The sequence below is a fragment of the Thainema salinarum CENA647 genome (assembly GCF_057732415.1).
The window spans coordinates 3,784,863-3,803,906 of sequence record NZ_JBYJZJ010000022.1 but is presented as its reverse complement, the minus strand read 5'-3'; the positions used below and the strand labels follow the sequence as shown (position 1 = coordinate 3,803,906).

General features: G+C 50.9%; 15 protein-coding genes and 1 pseudogene. 7 read left to right on the top strand and 9 right to left on the bottom strand.

Features of this window, described 5'->3' with window-relative positions; translation table 11 throughout:
* Positions 1-190: 190 nt before the first annotated feature.
* From AC286M_RS23525 to AC286M_RS23515, 3 genes are all read right to left on the bottom strand, one after another.
* Positions 191-1,072 carry a metal ABC transporter permease gene (locus AC286M_RS23525; protein WP_488206703.1) on the bottom strand — a complete coding sequence of 294 codons (882 nt, stop codon included), beginning with the start codon at positions 1,070-1,072 and terminating at the stop codon, positions 191-193.
* Positions 1,072-1,851, bottom strand: a complete 780-nt coding sequence (locus AC286M_RS23520; RefSeq protein WP_488206702.1) for a metal ABC transporter ATP-binding protein — start codon at positions 1,849-1,851, stop codon at positions 1,072-1,074. The genes AC286M_RS23525 and AC286M_RS23520 overlap by 1 nt, the downstream gene beginning before the upstream one ends.
* 91 nt (positions 1,852-1,942) lie before the next feature.
* Positions 1,943-2,905: a metal ABC transporter substrate-binding protein gene (locus AC286M_RS23515; RefSeq protein WP_488206701.1), complete on the bottom strand. Its 963-nt coding sequence runs from the start codon at positions 2,903-2,905 to the stop codon at positions 1,943-1,945.
* Between the two features lie 148 nt (positions 2,906-3,053).
* Here AC286M_RS23515 and AC286M_RS23510 point away from each other — a divergent pair, with 148 nt between their 5' ends.
* From AC286M_RS23510 to AC286M_RS23500, 3 genes are all read left to right on the top strand, one after another.
* Complete coding sequence (locus tag AC286M_RS23510; RefSeq protein WP_488206700.1) at positions 3,054-3,872, top strand: hypothetical protein; 819 nt, start codon at positions 3,054-3,056, stop codon at positions 3,870-3,872.
* A 229-nt stretch (positions 3,873-4,101) separates the two neighbouring features.
* Complete coding sequence (locus AC286M_RS23505; RefSeq protein ID WP_488206699.1) at positions 4,102-6,249, top strand: polyribonucleotide nucleotidyltransferase; 2,148 nt, start codon at positions 4,102-4,104, stop codon at positions 6,247-6,249.
* 159 nt (positions 6,250-6,408) lie between these two features.
* The gene (locus AC286M_RS23500) at positions 6,409-7,710 is read left to right on the top strand and encodes a peptidoglycan-binding domain-containing protein (RefSeq protein WP_488206698.1); all 1,302 of its coding nucleotides are present in this window, start codon (positions 6,409-6,411) and stop codon (positions 7,708-7,710) included.
* Between the two features lie 24 nt (positions 7,711-7,734).
* Here the strand turns inward: AC286M_RS23500 and AC286M_RS23495 are convergent.
* Positions 7,735-8,819: pseudogene (locus tag AC286M_RS23495) on the bottom strand (IS630 family transposase).
* A 61-nt stretch (positions 8,820-8,880) separates the two neighbouring features.
* Positions 8,881-10,251, bottom strand: coding sequence for an IS4 family transposase (locus AC286M_RS23490; RefSeq protein ID WP_488202900.1), 1,371 nt, complete (start codon positions 10,249-10,251; stop codon positions 8,881-8,883).
* A gap of 394 nt (positions 10,252-10,645) precedes the next feature.
* On the opposite strand from AC286M_RS23490, the gene AC286M_RS23485 reads away from it, so the two are divergent.
* Positions 10,646-11,524: an RNA methyltransferase gene (locus AC286M_RS23485; RefSeq protein ID WP_488206697.1), complete on the top strand. Its 879-nt coding sequence runs from the start codon at positions 10,646-10,648 to the stop codon at positions 11,522-11,524.
* Positions 11,525-11,544: 20 nt separating this feature from the next.
* Here the strand turns inward: AC286M_RS23485 and AC286M_RS23480 are convergent, their stop codons facing one another.
* Positions 11,545-11,928 carry a hypothetical protein gene (locus AC286M_RS23480; RefSeq protein ID WP_488206696.1) on the bottom strand — a complete coding sequence of 128 codons (384 nt, stop codon included), beginning with the start codon at positions 11,926-11,928 and terminating at the stop codon, positions 11,545-11,547.
* A gap of 259 nt (positions 11,929-12,187) precedes the next feature.
* Between AC286M_RS23480 and AC286M_RS23475 the strand changes: the two genes are divergently transcribed.
* Positions 12,188-12,613 carry a histidine kinase gene (locus tag AC286M_RS23475; RefSeq protein ID WP_488206695.1) on the top strand — a complete coding sequence of 142 codons (426 nt, stop codon included), beginning with the start codon at positions 12,188-12,190 and terminating at the stop codon, positions 12,611-12,613.
* Between the two features lie 461 nt (positions 12,614-13,074).
* Positions 13,075-13,776, top strand: coding sequence for a ribulose-phosphate 3-epimerase (gene rpe / locus AC286M_RS23470; protein ID WP_488206694.1), 702 nt, complete (start codon positions 13,075-13,077; stop codon positions 13,774-13,776).
* A 68-nt stretch (positions 13,777-13,844) separates the two neighbouring features.
* On the opposite strand, the gene AC286M_RS23465 is transcribed toward rpe, so the two are convergent.
* Both AC286M_RS23465 and AC286M_RS23460 read right to left on the bottom strand, forming a co-directional pair.
* Complete coding sequence (locus AC286M_RS23465) at positions 13,845-14,033, bottom strand: CsbD family protein (RefSeq protein ID WP_488206693.1); 189 nt, start codon at positions 14,031-14,033, stop codon at positions 13,845-13,847.
* A gap of 131 nt (positions 14,034-14,164) precedes the next feature.
* A complete protein-coding gene (locus AC286M_RS23460; protein ID WP_488206692.1) occupies positions 14,165-14,353 on the bottom strand; it encodes a CsbD family protein in 189 nt (62 codons plus the stop codon).
* A gap of 347 nt (positions 14,354-14,700) precedes the next feature.
* Here AC286M_RS23460 and AC286M_RS23455 point away from each other — a divergent pair, with 347 nt between their 5' ends.
* Entirely contained in the window at positions 14,701-17,298 is a 2,598-nt protein-coding gene (locus AC286M_RS23455) for a M1 family aminopeptidase (RefSeq protein WP_488206691.1), read from the top strand.
* 411 nt (positions 17,299-17,709) lie between these two features.
* Here AC286M_RS23455 and AC286M_RS23450 read toward each other — a convergent pair whose 3' ends face one another.
* A complete protein-coding gene (locus AC286M_RS23450) occupies positions 17,710-19,017 on the bottom strand; it encodes an NF041680 family putative transposase (protein ID WP_488204827.1) in 1,308 nt (435 codons plus the stop codon).
* Positions 19,018-19,044: the final 27 nt, after the last annotated feature.

The following is a 19,044-nucleotide window of genomic DNA, read 5'->3' as shown; positions in this document are numbered from 1 at the left end:
GGTTGATATGTCGCGCTTTGCGCGACATATCAACCATCAAAACCCACCAAAACAACGTTGATAAACCAGTAGGAAGGGCTGAGCGGTGGATTTTAGGTTTTGGGTACTAGGTGCTGGGTTTTGGGTATTAGGTGTTGGGTCTTTGCAGCCTTTAACTCCTCACTCTTCACTCCTCTCGCCTTCCTTCTCTTCAGTCGAGGCCTAGGTTTATTGGATGTTTGGACGGTTGGGCTAAAACTCCATATTTGGGGGCAAACAGCATGATCACAATAAACAGGAGGGTCAGCAGTACTACAATGGCACCGCCCGTTGAAATATCCAAGTGATAGCTGAAGTAGGTGCCTGCTACGCAAGAGAAAACGCTGCTGACAATGGAAATGCCTAACATGTGGTCAAAACGGTCGGTCAGCAGATACGCAATCGATCCTGGTGTGACTAGCATGGCGATGACTAAAATGATGCCTGCGGTCTGTAGTGCAGCCACGATGGTTAGAGCCAGCACCGACAGCAATGTGTAGTACATGATCTGGGTATTCAGACCAATAGCCTTGGCGTGGTTGGGGTCAAAACAAAATAGCAGCAGGTCTTTGCGTCTCAGCAAAACGACGACTAGGGTAATGCCGCCTGCAATCAAGGTTTGAATGATGTCTGATTGGGAGATGCCCAGTACATTACCAAACAGAATATGGAACAGGTCAATATTGCTGGGAATTTTCGTCGCCAGCACAATACCTAAGGCAAAGAAGCCTGTAAACACTACGCCAATGACGGCGTCCTCCTTCAAGCGGGTTTTGGATTTGACGTAACCAATGGCCACTGTGGCCCCAAAGCCGAACAGAAATGCGCCGATCGCAAAGGGAATATTGAGAGCATAGGCTACTACGACTCCCGGCACTACGGCATGGGAAATAGCATCTCCCATGAGAGACCAGCCTTTGAGAGTAATGTAACAGGAGAGGACGGCACAGACTAGGCCAACAAAGGCGCTGACCCAAATCGCTTTAATCAAAAATCCATACTGCAACGGTTCTACTAACCAGTTCCAGAGCGAAAAAGTCGCAATCAGATCCATTACGCGTCAGCCTCCTTGTGCGTCTGTTGTCGCAGGGACGCAACGGGTAAGCCCCCAAAGGTCATTGAGAGATTTTCTTCGGTAAACGTTTCTTCGGTGGTGCCAGAGGCCAGGATCGTGCGGTTGAGTAGAATAGTGCGATCGCAAAATGTTGAAACTGAGGTTAAGTCGTGGGTCGAAACCAAAATGGTGTGTCCTTCATCCCTGAGCTGCATGAGCAGGTCGATGATGCCCTTCTCGGTTTTTACATCTACTCCCGTAAAGGGTTCATCCAGCAAAATTACTTTGCCTTCCTGCGCGAGTGCCCGTGCTAAAAAGGCTCGCTTTTTCTGGCCACCCGACAGTTCTCCAATTTGCCGATGGCGAAACTCTACCATTCCCCCCCGCTCCAAGCTTTCCATCACCAAGCGACGATCTTTGGGGCTGGGAATGCGCAGCAGGTTCATGTAGCCATAGCGACCCATCATCACCACGTCAAATACGCTCACCGGAAAATTCCAGTCCACTTCATCAGACTGGGGCACGTAGGCCATCAGCTGCTGCTTTTGTGCCTTTTTGATGGGGAAGCCACCAATCCGCACACGGCCTTGACTGGGCTGTAAAAAACCCATAATGGATTTGAACAGGGTAGACTTGCCGCCACCATTAGGGCCGACTAGGGCGGTAATGGTACCGGGTTCAACTGTACAGGTGGCGTTGTAGAGGGCAAGTCGAGCGTTGCTGTAGGTGACGCTGATGTTGTCGATGGAGATGTCGAGTTTTGGGAGGGTTGTTTGCATGGGATTTAGGTCTTAGGTTTTGGGCTTTAGGTATTGGGGTAAAAGGTTCAGTGAATATGCAAAATATATGGAATTTCGTTATTGCTGATTGTCATTGCTGAGTTTTGCTGCCCGCGAGTAGGCCGTTGGAGATGACGCGGGCGTCGTATTCCAGTAGGTCTAAAAAGGTGGGTACAGGGCCTTCTGGGGCGGAGAGAGAATCGACGTAGAGATTGCCGCCAAATCGGGCTCCTGTCGTCTGTGCGACCTGTTTTTGGCTCTCATCGCTCACCGTACTTTCGCAAAAGATGGTGGGCACGTCATTTGCTTTGACTTGCTCAATGACGTTTTGGACTTGTTTAGGGGTAGATTGCTGCTCGGCGTTAATTGGCCACATGTAGATTTCTTTCATGCTGTAGTCACGCGCCAGGTATGAAAACGCGCCTTCGCAGCTCACCAAAAAGCGTTGATTAGCAGGTACCTGCTCTAGGTCAGCTACGAGCTGGGCATCAATGGCCCTCAGTTTCTCGCTATAGGCTGCGGCATTGGCGTTGTAGGTTTCAGCATTCTCAGGATCGAGTTCCACAAAAGCTTTGCGGATATTTTCGACGTAGATGAGGGCATTACGGGGCGACATCCAGGCGTGAGGGTTGGGTTTGTCGGTGTAAGGCCCTTCGGCGATGGGAATAGGCTCAATCCCTTCTGTGAGCAGCACGGATGGCACATCCTCCACATTGCCCAAGAATTGTTCAAACCAGCGCTCCAGATTCATCCCGTTGTAGAGCAGCAGGTCAGCATCCTGGGCTTTGGCAATATCGCTGGGAGTCGGCTCATAGCCGTGGATCTCGGCTCCAATGCGGGTAATAGATTCGACAGCTAGTTTGTCTCCCGCTACGTTTTGCGCTAAGTCGGCCAAAACAGTGAATGTGGTCAAAACCTTTTTTTTGCCTTCAGTTTCAGCGTCCGTACTGGTAGCGGTTTGAGCACTGCTAGAGGAATCGGTGGGAGCCGTAACCTGGTTGGTGGTGCAGCCCGCTAGCCATACGCCCAGCATTAGACCAGCTGCTAGAAGCATGCTTTTAGGGGAAAAAAACGTTGCCATAGAAAATGAGAACTTATTTCATAATCGTTTCATATTTCATATTTATCTCATAATTGACAAATGGTCTACCCTAATTCGGGCTATTGTGGATTTCGTGGGAAAAAATGGAGTTTTGCTGGTTGTGGTCTATCCGTCCGGAAATGTACAGTATCTTCTGATTAACGGCGCGATTGGTGTGGGGATTGCTGCTGATGCTGTAATTGCTACCGTTGGCCGATTTCGGCGCTTTGAAAGTATCCGGGATGCTTTAACCTGGGCCGCTGCAATTGGGTTGACGCACACTGTCTTTCCCATGATTGGGCTGATTGGGCTGTGGTATGCGGCCAGTTCTTTCCCATCGCTAAAAGCGGGCATTTATGGGGTGGGGTTTTTGGTGATGGTTTGGTTTATTGCTGAAGTGCTCCGGGAAATCGCTGGTCTAGGTGGCGATAGCGATGAGGAGGATGAAGCCGAGGTCGAAAACGATTTTTTCTACCAGTTTTTGGCGAATCACTCTAAATTTTGGGCAGCGGTTTGGGCGGTTTCCATTGATGCGCTGGTGACAGGTCCCGGCAAAACTGCTGCGACTGCTCAGTGGACTCAAGCCCAGGTGCTAGGCAGTTTCCCTCTGGTGGGCCTAGTCGTATTTGGTTTGGTGATGCTGAGTGCGTGGCCTGCGATCGCACTTCGCAGACACTGGCAGGACAATAAATTTGATGATCCGCGAGGATTAGCTCGGTTTACGGCGATTGGTTCCTGGGTAGAACTCAGCATTTTTTTGTACTTTGCTTACCTAGCCGTTTCTGAAATGGTGATCGCTCTCGGCGTTCATCCGTTTATCAGTGAATTTGCGATCGCTGGTCTGTTTAGTCTGATGACGGCGGGAATTTTGCTAATTGTCCTGTGGGAACGAGTTTGGGAAAATCAACTGAATGAAGCTAAAGACTTGCTGAAGCATTAGGTTATGTTTCAGCTCCAGGCGGCTGGTACAGCGCGCTACATTAACCATGAACCCAGCAAAATGAGTAGGTAGCCTAATAGTTGAATATATGTTGAGCTTGATTGCATCACGCTCACGAACAGATACAAAAGTCAAGGGTTTAGTGATAGTTCAGTCCAGCCTTTCAGTATCAATGCTAGGATTTGCCAAGAAGAAGAAAGGTTGAAAGAAAAAAAGGACAGAGTTCTAAATGGCAGAAATTGAAAAGTCGATATCCATTGATGGACGGGATATTCGGCTCCGGTTAAACCTGCTCGCACCTCAGGCAGGTGGTTCGGTGTTAATTGAATCCGGCGACACCGCTGTTTTGGTGACAGCGACCCGGTCGGGTGGTCGTGAAGGGATTGACTTTTTACCTCTACTAGTTGACTACGAAGAGCGGCTCTACGCTGCCGGACGCATCCCTGGCGGCTTCCTGCGGCGAGAAGGTCGTCCCCCTGAAAAAGCGACTCTAGTAAGCCGTCTGATTGACCGCCCCATGCGGCCTCTATTTCCCTCGTGGCTGCGGGATGATATTCAGATTGTTGCCACCACCTTATCAATGGATGAGGGCGTGCCGCCGGACGTTCTGGCTGTGACCGCTGCGTCAATGGCGGTGCTGCTGGCGCAGATTCCGTTTAAGGGGCCAATGGCTGCCGTGCGCGTCGGCTTGCTGGGCGACGATTTTGTGATTAACCCCACCTACGATGAAGTCGAGAAGGGGGATTTGGATCTGATCGTTGCGGGTTCGCCCGATGGCGTAATCATGGTGGAAGCTGGTGCAAATCAGCTACCGGAGCAGGACATGATCGAAGCCATCGACTTCGGTTATGAGGTTGTTCAGGATTTAATCAAAGCGCAGAAGGAAATTCTCGCTGAGCTAGGTCTAGAAATCGTCACGGAAGAACCACCAGAGGTGGATTCGACGCTGGAGGACTTTATCCGCGATCGCGCCACTGATCCGATTAAAAGCATTCTGACTCAGTTTAAGTACACCAAGGCTGAGCGGGACGCTGAGCTAGACAAAGTCAAAGAGCAAATCGCGATTGAAATTGAAGAATTACCGGACGAAAATCCGGTTTATCTAGCCACGGTGGAAGATCCGAAGGCGGTTGGCAAGGTTTTCAAGAGTGTTACCAAGCAGCTGATGCGGGCTCAGATCATCAACGACAATGTGCGCGTGGATGGCCGCAAACTGGACGAAGTGCGACCTATTTCCTGTCAGGTGGGGCTACTGCCCAAACGGGTGCACGGTTCCGGTCTATTCCAACGGGGCTTGACTCAGGTGATGTCGGTTGTCACTCTGGGAACGCCGGGCGATGCTCAAGAAATGGATGACTTGCATCCCGACGAGCAGAAGCGCTATCTGCACCACTACAACTTCCCACCTTACTCTGTCGGGGAAACGCGCCCAATGCGCTCTCCGGGACGGCGTGAGATTGGTCACGGTGCGCTAGCTGAGCGGGCACTGGTTCCCGTTTTACCGGATCAAGTTGATTTTCCGTATGTGATTCGGGTGGTTTCCGAGGTTTTATCTTCCAACGGTTCCACCTCAATGGGTTCCGTGTGCGGTTCCACTTTGTCTTTGATGGATGCCGGGGTGCCCATTTCCAAGCCCGTCAGCGGTGCGGCGATGGGTCTGATTAAAGAAGGCGACGAGGTTCGCATCTTAACTGACATCCAGGGCATCGAAGACTTCCTGGGCGACATGGACTTCAAGGTGGCAGGTACTGATAGCGGTATCACAGCGCTGCAAATGGATATGAAGATTACGGGATTACCTATGCAGGTAATCGCTGATGCAATTCATCAGGCTAAACCCGCTCGTCTGCACATCCTCAGCAAGATGCTCGAAACGATCAATCAGCCTCGGCCCCAGCTTTCAGCTTATGCACCACGTCTGATTAGCTTCAAGATTGATCCCGATCAGATCGGGATGGTGATTGGCCCTGGCGGTAAGACGATTAAGGGTATTACTGAGCAGACTGGCGCAAAGGTCGATATCGATAATGACGGTACCGTTACAGTTTCCTCTATCGACGGGGAGAGTGCGGAGAAAGCCCAGCGAATTATTCAGGGTATGACCAAGAAGCTAGAAGCGGGCGAGGTCTACGCGGGTAAGGTGACGCGCATTATTCCTATCGGTGCCTTTGTGGAAGTGCTACCTGGTAAAGAAGGGATGATTCACATCTCACAAATTGCCGATTATCGCGTTGGCAAAGTTGAAGATGAATTGTCAGTGGGCGAAGACGTGATCGTCAAGATTCGCGACATCGACAACAAGGGCCGGATTAACCTGACTCGGTTAAACATTCATCCTGACGAAGCAGCCGCAGCACGAGCAGCAGCGGCGAACTAAGTGACCCCAGCCATTTATGGCTAGGCAGGGGCAAATGGCTATCTGCCTCTGTATAAGTTGATAAAAAAGGGAGCATGAGACGATCTCATGCTCCCTTTTTTATCAACTTATGTAGCATCGGCAAAATTCAGTGATTCACTTTTCGAGAGATGACCTAGAATGGCAGCCATTACTGTGGGACTCAATCGAAAAGCCATGATTGTTCTGCCAAAAAACAGACATCAAAATCCAGATGCAACGAGCGCTGTAGCTATTCGCGATCGCATTTTTCTCGTCAGCGCCAAATTTGTAAGTGTGGCCGCAACGGTGATGCTGATCAGTGTATGCGGTGGAAGTGCGATCGCAGCTTTGCAGCTTGAAGATAGTGGCGCAGACGTGGAGCATTTGCAGCGACAGCTCCAGGCGGCTGGATTTTATAGTGGCTCAATTACGGGCTACTTTGGCCCGCAGACGCAGGCAGCGGTTGAGCAGTTTCAAGCTGCTTATAGTTTGGCCGTTGATGGCATTGCGGGCAATCAAACCCTCGAAATCCTGTCGGCGGCGGTGAGTGAAGCGGAAGCTGGCCGCGATTTGAGTCAAACAGGCGGATTGGCCCAGGGCAGTCAGGGGCCAAGTGTTGCGGAACTGCAAACGTTATTGCGCGAAGCGGGAATCTATAACGGTTCGATTACCGGATTTTATGGTGAAGAAACCGATGCCGCTGTGCGTCAGTTTCAGGCTTCAGCCGGACTGGGCGTGGATGGGATTGCCGGACAGCAAACGTTGACGGCACTGCGTTCGACTTCAAGTAATCCCGCGAGCGCTGAACCGCCCAGCTTGAATCCGGGCTTGGATGCCGATCAGGTGCGGCGGCTACAGGAAGATTTAGCCAGTCTTGGCTATTACGCGGGTGCCGTTGACGGGGTCTATGGCCCGCAGACTGAAGCGGCGGTGCGCGAGTTTCAAGCCGCGTATGAGCTGACGGTGGATGGGATCGCCGGATCGAATACTCGGGCGACGTTGGAGCAGCATACTGAAACCGCTAGCGCGTCAACTCCAGCACCCATTACACCAGAGTTCACAGAGCCTGGCCCAGCGGTGTCTACCAGTCCCAGCCCAGCGGTATCAACGGCTCCCACATTTAGTTTGCCGTCAACCAATGTGCCGGTGCCGGTTACGCCGATTCCCGTCCATGCTGAGCCTCTGGCTGAACCCGTCACGCCGATTCCAGTGCAGGCCACAAGTCCAGGTCAAACCGTGATGCCCCAGGTTGCACCCGGTTCGATTGAGTTGCCACCCGCCGATTTAGTACCGACGGCTCCCGGATCGATTAATCAGGATTCGCCCTACAGTACCCAGATCTTGCAGCAGCGACTCCAGCAAATGCAGATTAATTCTGGCCAATCGGATGCAGCAACGGAAGATGCCATTCGCCAAGTGCAGCAACAGTATGGGGTTAGCCCAAACGATATTCAGAATTAAGTAGGTAAAGGTAAAAACGCGCATCTATATAACAGATGATGAAGAAGCGAGTTGAGACGGAAATCGAAATCGCTCGACGGAGTATCCCGCTTTTTCAGCTCTCGCCTCAAAGCCGTCGATAACGGCATAGGCTAAATCCAATTCATCTTCAAACATCTGCCCATTTAACTCATGGGTTTTCACCTGATGCCACTCGGGTTCAATCGGATTGAGCTCCGAGCAATATTTGGGTAAGAAGAACAGGTAAAGTCCCTGAGCTTGCCAGTCTGCCCATTTGTCTTGCACAGCTCGACTGGTATGAATGGGGCTGTTATCTTGAACAATGACTCGAATGCATCCATTGGCCTTAAACCGGGGCTTGGCCTGACGGGCTTGCTCATCCATTAGCCGGATGTAGCGCTCGGCGTTGAAGCTGCCAATCACCAATCCATACGCGAAACTCACGAACGGTTGGAGCAGACCGAGGATGCTCAGTCGCCTGCCCTTGCGGTGAGTCTGCTCCAGTCGCTTTTGCTCGCCTTCGAAAAAGTAGCTGTAGCTGACGGGCATCCAGAGACAAAAGCCTGCCTCGTCAAGATAGGAGAGGTCAATCTCTCCACTGGCGGCCGCCCATTGCAACATCTCCAAATCCGCTACCTTCTGGGCTTTCTCAACTGGGTCTTGTTTCCCTCGGTGGCTGTGTCGAGTGCGCTTCCAAATGATTCCCTTTTTTTGAGTACGTCCCGCAGATGGGCCGCACTTAACTTGATATGTCTCTCCTCTTCCAGCTTTCGCGCTAACTGACGGCTGTTATAAGTTCGTTGCTCCTGGCGTAGACATGTTTCCAGATACTCCATATCTTCCGGTTGCCAACGTGGTTGCGCTCCCGGTCGCGGTGCATCCCAGAGTCCTCCTAATCCACCCTCTTGCCAGCGATGCAGCGTTTCTCTGACCGTTCGCTCTCTCCACCCGAAGAACCGGGCAATCTGCTCAACATACAGCCCTTGGTGACTCATCCGAATCACTTCTGCTCGGTCTTTCACTCGTTGCGGCACGGTTGTGGCGGTGCGTAACTCAAAGAGGGTACGGTCTTCTGCCCCTGTCAAAAAGACTCGTAAGCGCGCTCCCATTGCTCCTGATCTCCTACTGGCAGTGAGTCCCTTTAGCCGAATGGCACTGACATAAGCTGTATCAAGCTAGCAACCTGGCTTTCAAGACGGAGCGAGGTTCCTGCATTCTTGGGAACGGTTTGGGACGGCGCTTTACAACTCGGGGTTCTGAACGGTTGGGTCGAAACGGAATCACCAACTCTCGCACCACGTTTAACAAGGCCTGGTAGCCTCGCCGTCGTTCGGATGGAGCTAGATGCAGCAACTCAGGCCGGAAGTGATTGAACTGTTGCCGAGCACCTTGTAGAGAGACTCGCAACACCCCGACCTCGCCGTCGGCTGTCGCCTCCCACATCAGGGTGCGAAGCAGATTGTAGGCCAACAGATGCACCCAAATACTTTTGCTCACCATGGTGGGTGTTTTGGCAGCAATCATCTCCATGGCTAAGGTGGTTTTGAGATGCCGGAGATTAACTTCGGCGGCCTGCCAGCGGAGCTGATAGAGTTCGGCAAGTTTAGCTTTGGGATAGCGGTTGGGATCGAGTAGCGTCGTTACCACCACAAAGTTGGTCGGGCGAAACCCAGGAACCTGAATGAAGAGATACACTTCCCGCACCTCAATGGATGCCGCCAGAGCCTCGAACTCCTGCGGTTTGAGGGCTTGAGGGCATTGCTTCGGGCGCTGCCAGCGGACGATGTGATCGCCAATGCCCAGTTTTTTGCCCCGTCTGAAATCGCAGCGGCGCTGATGATGCTTGCGAAAGACAGCATCGGCTCCCATCCGGGCGACCCAGGCCAAATCTACATAGGTGCCATAGGCTGAATCGGCCACCACCACATCCTCGGGGCGCAGTTTCTGATAGAGTTGGCGGGCTAGACGCCATTCACTCACCCGCAACGGAGCCATCGCCACGGCCATAACCGCTCCCGTGGTGACACAAAACCACACTTGGAGTTTGAGAATCGGAAAGCCGCAGCCCTCTTTCTGATTGCTGTGTTGAGGATACTCGGCTTGGTTGGCCTGCGTGTCACTCATCAAGACCGTCGTCGCATCAAAGGCTTTAACCGGACGGCCACACCAGCGTTGCTCTGGGGAGACTTGGCGCTGCAACGCCCTCACCACCCGCTCGAACAGGGGCGGAAATATCGACTCGGGAAGGCGTTTTCGTGCTTTACTATAGCCCCCGGTATCGGCTGAGGGCACCTCCAATCCCGACACGCTCATCCAGGTCACCACTCGCTTGACTGCATGGCTGAGACTGCTGTCGGCATCCAGCACTTGGGAGAGCCAACTCCACAGGACGACCATGGGAGTGTAGAGGACTTGTCGATATCGGATTCCCTGCTCGCTCAGCACAGTTTCAATCTCTGCTTCCGGCAGCATCTCAGCAAAGGGTAGACCGATGCTGCTCTGATAGTTGGCCTTGAGAACGTCCGCACGATTCGGCATCATAGAGGCAAGGTTATGGGCTTCAACGGTTTGATTCTGACAAATCAGGCGCTTGAAGCCTTTTTTGCTCTCTTATGTCAGTGCCATTCCCCTTTATTCAACTTCACATACCTTCTTTTTTCAACCCCGCTCTACTTAATCTCAAACTCGTCAAATTGTTTTTATATTAAGTCTGTGTATAAGAACCTAATTTATGGTTGTGAAACGTTGGCGGAGCCAACGTTTCACAACCATAAATTGATAGGTTTTCAACCAGACTTGATACTATAGCGATTTTCAACCACATTCATTACAACAACGGTTATGTGGGCCGCTGCGCGCCCCGCATAACCGTACTTAACCAACGCGCATAGCGATGTATGATCAAGTTCTGTTTAAGAACCCCAACCCATTTGTTTTGACTTTTTTATCTGCTTTAAACCACATCCGCATCGTTCTAGTTGAACCAGCGGGTGCGCTAAATGTGGGTGCGATCGCACGAGTAATGAAAAATTTTGGCCTCCGCAATTTGGCCATTGTGCAGCCCCATTGTGAGGTGCTGGGTGATCAAGCGCGTCAGATGGCGGTTCATGCAGCGGATGTGCTGGAAGCGGCGCTGATTGTCGAAACGATTCCAGAGGCGCTGGCGGGTTGTCAACGTGCGATCGCAACTACTGCACGACCCAGAGCGTTGGATACATCAATGGAAACGCCGGAACGGGCATTGCCTTGGCTGTTAGAGCAGGGAGAGCGGGGGCAAGGGGAACAGGAGGGACATGGAATCGCTACGTCGGCCATCCTGTTTGGCCCAGAAGATCGAGGACTGAGTAATACCGAATTGAACTATGCTCAGCGATTTGTCCGCATTCCGTCGAGTGATGAGTATCCCTCGCTCAATTTGGCGCAAGCAGTTGCCGTGTGCAGCTATACGCTTTATCGGCTTAGCCAGCGTATTGATTTAGATTCAGATTCAGATTTAACCGTTGATGCCTCATTAAATCCCATAGACACACTGAAAACTGCTCAACCATCAGCGCAAGACGCTGCACCGCAGTCCGACCCAGTACTGCAACCGCCATCAGAATTGGCATCATTGGATGCTCTAGACGGTTTCTACCAGCATTTAGAAACGGTGCTGCTGCAAATCGGCTATCTATATCCTCATACAGCTCATAGCCGTATGGAGAAGTTCCGGCGCATGTTTAACCGCGCTCAGCTGTCTCCAACTGAACTCTCGATGCTGCGCGGTATATTAAGCCAAATAGAATGGGCCAAGCGATCGGATTTACCGAGTTGATCTATTGACTTAATTTTGAGTTAATTTCCCTGGCCGTCTCGGCGACCCAGTTCATAAATGCCGCCAATGATGCACACGATAATACCCACGCTGACAGCCCAACTGTGGCCTAGTCCGAGTTCAACGCCGTAGTTGCACAATCCTCCCACCATTAAGAAGGGCACAATGCTAAACAGCGACGCATAAAACGCATTGCGCGATTCCCAACCCTTGCGGGTGCGCTCCAGTTCTTCTTTTGAGATATACAGAAATTGCTCGGCGTAGTTAAACCAGCGGTTGAGCTGCTCCATTACCCATTCGCTGACGGGCGAAAATCCCAAGTAGAGCGCTAACGACCAGAGAACTGCCCCTGCCACTGTTGCAGCACTAATTGAAAATCGAAATGGAAACAGTTCAGTCAGCATCGTTAGGCAAAAAACGTAACACAGCTTCTAGTGTTTTAACAGATTCTTGGTCGATGTGATACTGGCTCTGGTCATAAAGTTGGGAATTCTAGTCCTGAGGAATTTAATCCTTTGTGTCAGCTGCTCATCAGACAAAAAATCAGCAGTAGCATGAGATCAACAGGTTTGATACTAAATCCGCTTGTAAATATCAGTTTGGGATTTCACAGCTGGATTTAGACTGATCAGCCAATTGGAGCATGAATTATAGGGACTCACTATGTCTAATTCTCCTACCGCTTGTTCACTACCGACTCAAGATGCCAAAACGACGACCACTCCTTGCCATATTGTGGTGGATGGCAATCCCGCCATTATGTATGCCAGTCGCAATGGCACGCCAGCAAAAATAATTCGATTATTGAACCGTTTTTTAGAAACCTTTGCTCAAGAGCGAGAGACATCGGGCGAGTATTGCGATACGCCGGAATGTTTGCTGGCTCAGGTGCTCGTGCGCTTCGGGTTTGAGTTCTGTGAGGACGACTTTTCGAACCTCAAAGTCGGTTTAACTTACTACAGCAACGCGGCGTATCTCTATCAAATTCGGCCAGATTTCTCAGTGCGAGTTTGGCAGCCAACGGAAGCTTATCGTCAGAATCCAGATTTAGGACTCGAAGCCTGTACGGATATTACTGATCAGTACTGAACTGCTCCGATGGAGTTGGTTAGATATAGCTGGTGTTTGTGAATCTGCGATCGCAAATGCTACAGCTCTATTGAATAGCTGGTGAATTAAATTGATTATGAACAGGCCGCCCCGCCGGGGCGGCCTGTTCATAATCAATTTGAGATTGCTGTAGGTACGTATTCTCTATATTGCGATCGCACTCCTCCAGCTAGCCAGCCAAAAGTATTGTGTCATCGTGTCGCGATGTCTGAAGTGGGCCCCAGAGCTTGATTCGTTTTTTAATTCGGTAGTGTCAGCGATGACTGGAGCTTAAGGCTCGTTAGTTTAGAGTTTGCCTGAACTTTAAGAAAGCTTCTGCATCAGCGGCATAAATGAGAAGACTTTTCGGGTATAGCAAGATCCCTACGTTTTGCTGAGGTTGTATTACGGAAGTTTGTTACACTGATCACAACAAAGGACGTAGGAGGGATCGCTTTGCCATGACGGGATCGAAGAAACCTGTTGTTGTATCACCATCAATTTTATCTGCCGATTTTAGCCGCTTGGGTGAAGAGATTAAAGCGGTTGATAAAGCCGGAGCGGACTGGATTCACGTTGACGTGATGGATGGCCGTTTCGTGCCCAATATTACGATTGGGCCACTGATCGTTGACGCTATTCGTCCGATGACGGAAAAGCCGCTCGACGTTCACCTGATGATTGTTGAGCCTGAGAAGTACGTTGAAGATTTCGCCAAGGCAGGCGCGGATATTATCTCCGTTCATGCTGAACACAACGCATCTCCTCACTTGCATCGTACCCTTGGTCAAATCCGAGAGTGCGGTAAGCAAGCTGGTGTTGTGCTAAATCCGGCTACTCCACTTGATCTGATTGAGTACGCACTAGATCTGTGCGACCTGATCTTGATCATGAGCGTTAACCCCGGTTTTGGTGGTCAAAGCTTCATTCCTGGCGTGGTTCCCAAGATCCGTAAGCTGCGTCAAATGTGCGATGAGCGCGGTCTCGATCCTTGGATTGAGGTCGATGGCGGTCTGAAGCCTGCCAATACTTGGCAAGTGCTAGAAGCTGGCGCAAATGCGATCGTGGCTGGTTCTGCGGTCTTCAAAGCAGATGACTATGCTTCGGCAATTGAAGGCATTCGCAACAGCAAGCGATCTGAGCCTGAACTGGCTACTGTATAGCCTTCGTTTCATTAAAAAGATGGGCCACCGTAAGGTGGCCCATCTTTTTTGTTTTTTAGGGTTTTTGGTTATGCTTTATCAATCACGTTCTTGAAGCCGTCTTTGATGTTTTCCTTCTGATGCTGGACGGCTGCCTCAGTTTGTTTGGCTTTTCCTTCAGCTTTAGCTTCCGGATCACCGGTTACTTCACCGATGGCTTCTTGAGCTTTACCCTCAATATTTTTAGCCGTTGCTTTTAACCGTTCTTCAATAGACATAATTAAAATCCTTTTACTAATTTTACGAGTTGCGCGATTTAAGGTATTTGTTTGAGTGAAAAAGGAAGTGCGATCGCACTTCCTTTTCATGGGTTTAGATCAAGCCATCTATCGCGAAAGGAGATAGCTAATTACACGTTGTCGATAGACTCTTTCATGTTGTCTTTGATATTTTCTTTTTGCTGTTGAGCAGCCGCTTCAACCTGCTTGGCCTTACCTTCAGCTTTATCTTGAGGATCGCCAGTCATTTCGCCAACAGCTTCTTGAGCTTTACCTTCAATATTTTTAGCGGTTGCTTCTACCCGATCTTCGATAGCCATAATTAAATCCTTTTTGATGATCAGAGAATAAATGCTACTTTTGCTAGCTGAAACTAGCTTTTAAGCAATATCAAATCTTTGAGATTTAGATTTGATATGTTCATATCTTAAGAAAAGGAAAATAAAATCAAATCCGCTCCAAGATACAGCTTGTCCTATATCCAAAGACTTACCCAACCTACGTTTCCCTATTCCTATTGATGCCTAACGACTCCTAGCTTGCTGTTGCGATCGCACCCTTGCTCCCCTCTACAGCCTCAAAACCCCTTACAACCTCTCCCCCTCCCCCAAAAATCACGCTAATCTGTTATAAATGCGCTTCACCTATAGATTGAGTCACTAAAACTATGTCTTACTGGTACTGGGATACAGAAAAGAACGGTCATAAGTCTTTCGAGTTACCGGGTGCAAAGCCCCATTACAATCCCGATCGTCCTGGTCAGGTTGAGCATATTGCACTCGATCTCGATTTAGATATCCCAAACCAGTCCTACAATGGCGTTTGCAAAATCCGCATTAAACCAGTGCGCGATGGTGTTGATGCGCTGACCTTGGATGCTATGAATTTAGGCATCAAAGCGGTCAAAGTCGGCAGCGCTAAACAAGAATTTGACTACAACGGTGAGCAGCTTCTCGTGCGATTGAAAAAGCCGACGGAAGCGGGTAAGACGATTACGCTCATAATTGACTATCGGGTTGAGCAGCCAGAGCGCGGCATTTACTTTATTGCGCCGGATAAGCACTATCCCGATAAGCCTGTGCAAGTATGGACGCAGGGCGAAGATGAAGATTCCCGCTTCTGGTTTCCCTGCTTTGACTATCCGGGGCAACTAGCTACGTCTGAGATCCGAGTGCGGGTGCCTAAAGATTACATGGCTGTTTCCAATGGTGAGTTGATCAGCACCGAAGAAGACGGCGACGCCAAGATTTATCACTGGTCGCAGCAGGAGATTCACCCCACTTACTTGATGACGCTGGCGGTAGGCGACTTTGCTGAGATTCGCGACGAGTGGCAGGGTAAGCCCGTTACCTACTACGTCGAGAAAGGCCGCGAGGACGATGCGACCCGGACGATGGGCAAAACGCCGCGCATGATTGAGTTCTTCAGTCAGAAGTTTGGCTATCCCTATCCTTATCCCAAGTACGCGCAGGTTTGCGTAGACGACTTTATCTTTGGCGGCATGGAGAATACCTCGACCACGTTGCTCACCGATCGCTGTCTGCTGGACGAACGGGCTACGCTAGACAATCAGCGCTCCGAAAGCCTGGTGGCTCATGAACTAGCCCACCAGTGGTTCGGTGACTTGGTGGTGATTAAACACTGGTCACACGCCTGGATTAAAGAAGGCATGGCCTCTTACTCCGAGGTGCTGTGGGTGGAGCAGGAGTATGGCCCAGAAGATGCAGCCTATTACCTGATGGGCGAAGCGAGTAACTATCTCAACGAAGACAAGACCCGCTATCGTCGCCCAATTGTCACCAATATCTATCGAGAAGCGATTGAGCTATACGACCGTCATCTCTACGAGAAAGGCGCTTGTGTCTATCACATGATTCGCACTCTGCTGGGCGATGAACTGTTCTTTAAGGCGATTCATACCTTTGTGAATGACAACGCCCACAAGACGGTGGAAACGGTGGACTTGCTGCGAGCCATTGATAAGGCGACGGGTTACAACCTGCAGCCGCTGTTCGATCAATATGTCTTTCGGGGTGGCCATCCCGATTACAAGGTGGCCTACACCTGGGATGGCGACAGCAATTTGGCAAAGGTCACTGTCACCCAAACTCAAGCTAAAGACGGCGATACCAGCTCCAGCAGCGGGCTGTTTGACCTGAAGATTCCCATCGGCTTCAGCGTAGTTGAGAAGGGCAAAGTTACTGATACTCAAGTATTCACGGTTCGCATCCATGAGCGGGAGCAAATCTTCTACTTCCCGCTGAGCCAAAAGCCCAGCTTCCTCAGCTTTGACATGGGCAACCACATGCTGAAAACGGTAGAGCTATCCTATCCAGTCGCTGATCTGATTGCCCAGTTAGAGCATGATCCTGATCCAATTTCTCGCATTCAAGCGGCTGAGGCACTGGCGAAAAAAGGTGGTTTAGAAGTTGTGAAAGCGCTGGCAAAATCGCTGAAATCTGAGCCATTTTGGGGTGTGCGGGTTCAAGTGGCGTCTCAACTGGCATCGATCAAGCTGGATCAAGCGTTTGATGGTCTAAAGCAGGGCTTAAAAGATGACAACCCCTACGTGCGCCGAGCGGTGATTTCAGAACTGGGCCAGATTAAGACTCAGGATAGCTACAAAGCGCTGAAGACGGTTGCCGAAAAAGGGGATGCGGCCTATACCGTGGAAGCCACAGCGCTCAAGGCGTTGGGCAGCTTAGCTACAGCTCAAATCGACGGCAAATCCAAAGAAGACAAGATCATCAAAATCTTCAAGTCGGTGCTGAAAGATCGGGCAGGCTGGAATGAGGTGGTACGGAGTGGTGCGATCTCAGGTCTCAGCCAAATGAAAACCTCTGAAGCTGCCCTCGATCTAGTTCTGGAATATACCGAACTGGGCGTTCCCCAAGCGCTGAGATTAGCCTCGATTCGCGCCTTGGGAGCGATCTCATCGGGCCAAACGCCACCCAATCTGGAGCGGATTTTGGAACGGCTTTCTGATCTATCTCATGAGAGCTTCTTCCTGACTCAGGTGTCGGTTGTGTCGGCCCTAGGTCAAATGGAAACGATGAAAGCGGTTGGCATTCTACAGGGCTTAGCTGACCGGACTCCCGATGGCCGCGTACGCCGCATTGCCGAAGAAGCGGTGCAGAAAGTCCAAAAAGCAGCAGGCACGGATAAATCCGTGAAACAGCTCCGCGAGGAGCTAGATCAGCTTAAGCAAGATAATCAAGACTTACGCAGTCGATTAGAAAGCTTGGAAGCGAAAGCGAAAAGTTGACAGTTTTCTGATGCAATATTTCGAGCAAATTCACAAAAAAATGTAGAAGAACTTGAAGTCTTCTTTGTTGTGCCATTTCAGCGCAAAAGCTCGAAATATTGCCTTTAAATCTGAGAAAACTCTTCTGACATTAACTTATAAATCCTCTTTAGGATCATAAAAAGCGTCAATATGAAGTTAACAAGTAGATAATAAACAATCAGAGAAATGAACCACTCTGGGATACAAATGCCAATATTTGTTAGTATGCACCGCTTCAAATAGCATAAGCTGACAACGCATTGGCTAGGCTTGACAAAATGCAACAAAGAAAAAACTATAGTTGTCAAAGACTGGAGTTTAGACTAAGGCCAAATTGCACCACCTGTGACAGTGGCGCAACTTTGGAGTAACAGGAGCCGAATGGCGGGGTTAAGGGACAGATGTGGCTTGTTTTTTAGAGCGTTTTCCTCGTTTTCGGATGGTGGGGCAGTAGGGTTTGGGGGGTCGAGGGGTGCCAGTCGGCCAGCCCGGTGATTTTCCTCGGGGTTTGGGAAGTGCAGTCGGTGTGCCCAACTGAGCGAAAAGTGGAGCGATGGAATCAGCCACTCGTCCAGGAGTCAGAGCGGCTTGAGGTTTTTGCCAGGGCAAGGGTTGGTCTTGGACGAGATCACGCGCTAACCATAACTGCCAGGTGGCTAAGGGCATCAAGTCACTCCAGCGTTCCGCCGCTTTGGGGTCTGCCAGTTTCGGCAAGAGCCAATGCAGTCGCTGCTTGATGAAGCGGTACCAGTGGTCGATAGCAAAGCGTTGCAGATAGCGTTGCCAGAGGGTGTCTAAGGGCGGTGGACTCTCGCCAACCCACACCAACCAGAGGGGGCGAGCGGGGCGAGGGTGTCCGGTGGCATCAAGGCGTTGCACCTGAATCAGCCGCATGGGATGAGCAGCGGCTTGCCGAAAATGCAACTGGTGCCAACAGCGCACCCGCACTGTCCCCAACTTGGGATGCTCGAGAATTGCTGTCTCATCGGCTGACCACCAGGTGTCGGGGTCATTGAGTTTGAATTTGTCGCCGTGGACTTTGGGACGTCCTCGTCCACTGTAGGGCGGCGGTGCTCCCCAGAGGTTCAAGTTAGAGCGCAGACGCATGAGTTTATCGGCGGCAATATCAGCGGTTTCCAGCACGAAGCGAGCACAGCCATACTCACTGTCCCAGAGCGTCAAGGGACGACAGGATAACTCTTTACACACTTGCCGCAGTTGAAATGCAGCTTTGCTTAATGGGCTCTCCCAACTGGTAATTCGCTCATGCCGCAAAGGCAAGGCCCAACTGCCTGACTCGGGTGGAATCCAGGCCAACGTACTGTAGCCTTGACCGACGGTAATCGGCCCCCCTCCTCCCACACCCTGAGCCTGATGTTCATACGTCCGTTCGGGTAAGCACTTCGCGTCTGGACGGGGCCATGCCGTATGGTCGCCAGCCAACACCACTGGCTCCTCCTGGGGCAGTTGCTCCAGGTACAGCTGCATCAGTCGGCGGCGCTGCGGTCGGCTGTCATGTACAGCGCTATAGATACTCGGCCATTGGCGACGAAAGAATGGGGAGCGCGAGAGCTCGACAAAGCTGGGCGCTTGCCGTGTCGTCAACACCGCGTCAATGAGTTCAAAGGTCGCATCATGCGCTCGTCCCAAATACTGATGGGCGCGCTGGCGAAATCCGTACAGGCTATCGTAGGGCATAGTAGTCGCTGAGGTGAGTGGTATTGT

What these genes read in the sequence shown, in the direction of transcription:
- AC286M_RS23520 (WP_488206702.1), bottom strand. Translation starts at nt 1,851, where the DNA reads ATGCAAACAACCCTCCCAAAACTCGACATCTCCATCGACAACATCAGC.
- AC286M_RS23475 (WP_488206695.1), top strand. Translation starts at nt 12,188, where the DNA reads ATGTCTAATTCTCCTACCGCTTGTTCACTACCGACTCAAGATGCCAAA.
- AC286M_RS23515 (WP_488206701.1), bottom strand. Translation starts at nt 2,905, where the DNA reads ATGCTTCTAGCAGCTGGTCTAATGCTGGGCGTATGGCTAGCGGGCTGC.
- AC286M_RS23480 (WP_488206696.1), bottom strand. Translation starts at nt 11,928, where the DNA reads ATGCTGACTGAACTGTTTCCATTTCGATTTTCAATTAGTGCTGCAACA.
- AC286M_RS23505 (WP_488206699.1), top strand. Translation starts at nt 4,102, where the DNA reads ATGGCAGAAATTGAAAAGTCGATATCCATTGATGGACGGGATATTCGG.
- AC286M_RS23500 (WP_488206698.1), top strand. Translation starts at nt 6,409, where the DNA reads ATGGCAGCCATTACTGTGGGACTCAATCGAAAAGCCATGATTGTTCTG.
- AC286M_RS23490 (WP_488202900.1), bottom strand. Translation starts at nt 10,251, where the DNA reads ATGATGCCGAATCGTGCGGACGTTCTCAAGGCCAACTATCAGAGCAGC.
- rpe (WP_488206694.1), top strand. Translation starts at nt 13,075, where the DNA reads ATGACGGGATCGAAGAAACCTGTTGTTGTATCACCATCAATTTTATCT.
- AC286M_RS23525 (WP_488206703.1), bottom strand. Translation starts at nt 1,072, where the DNA reads ATGGATCTGATTGCGACTTTTTCGCTCTGGAACTGGTTAGTAGAACCG.
- AC286M_RS23450 (WP_488204827.1), bottom strand. Translation starts at nt 19,017, where the DNA reads ATGCCCTACGATAGCCTGTACGGATTTCGCCAGCGCGCCCATCAGTAT.
- AC286M_RS23465 (WP_488206693.1), bottom strand. Translation starts at nt 14,033, where the DNA reads ATGTCTATTGAAGAACGGTTAAAAGCAACGGCTAAAAATATTGAGGGT.
- AC286M_RS23460 (WP_488206692.1), bottom strand. Translation starts at nt 14,353, where the DNA reads ATGGCTATCGAAGATCGGGTAGAAGCAACCGCTAAAAATATTGAAGGT.
- AC286M_RS23455 (WP_488206691.1), top strand. Translation starts at nt 14,701, where the DNA reads ATGTCTTACTGGTACTGGGATACAGAAAAGAACGGTCATAAGTCTTTC.